The organism is Protofrankia sp. CiP1_Cm_nod2 (genome assembly GCF_920664355.1).
In the GTDB taxonomy this organism is placed as follows: Bacteria; Actinomycetota; Actinomycetes; order Frankiales; family Frankiaceae; genus Protofrankia.
Genome location: NZ_CAKKTL010000101.1, coordinates 9,655 through 10,355, shown reverse-complemented (window position 1 = coordinate 10,355; position 701 = coordinate 9,655). Strand labels below are relative to the sequence as shown.

General features: G+C 77.5%; 1 protein-coding gene. It reads right to left on the bottom strand.

Annotation, left to right across the window (positions count from 1 at the left end; all coding sequences use genetic code 11):
- On the bottom strand, positions 1-679 hold a 679-nt coding region (locus NBW84_RS12985; protein WP_250284914.1), incomplete at its 3' end, for a TRAM domain-containing protein.
- Positions 680-701 lie beyond the last annotated feature (22 nt).

Below are 701 nucleotides of genomic sequence, written 5' to 3'. Positions count from 1 at the left end.
CCCCACCAGCGGCACCAGCGGCACGCACCGGGAACACCCGGCCGGTGACCGCCGCGCGCACCAGTGGGTGGGCGATCAGGCAGTCCGCGGCGGGAACGATCTCGTGCGAGCGGTGGCCGCGCAGTCCGACCTCGCCCTGCGCGGTCAGCGCATACCGCATCCTGGTCCGCCAGCCCAGACCCTCACCCTCGGCCGACGGCAGCGCGCCCGACGGCAGTGCGCCCGACGGCAGTGCGGCCGGCGACAGCACGTCTCGCGGCGGCGCACCCGGCGATGGAGTGTCTCGCGGCTCGCCCGGCGGTGATGCGGGCGGCGGTGCGGGCGGTAAGGCGTCCACCGCCTCGACCTCGACGGGACGGTCCAGCCCGGCCAGCCGGCGCAGCTGCTCGCGGACCACCGTCGCCTTCAGTCGCCGCTGCGCGGCGAGGGAGGCATGCTGCCAGTCGCATCCCCCGCACCCGCCGGCCCCGGCGTGCGGGCACGGCGGGACGACGCGCTCCGGCGCGGCGCGCAGCACCTCGACGGCGTCCGCCCGCCAGTAGCTGCCGTGCGAGGTGTCCGTCAGCCGGGCCCGTACCCGCTCACCCGGCAGGGCGTGCCGGACGAAGACCACCCGGCCGTTGTCGCGGGCCACGCAGCTCCCGCCGTGTGCCACCGGCCCGACCTCGAGCTCGATCACGTCCTCGGCCGCACCCCCGGCT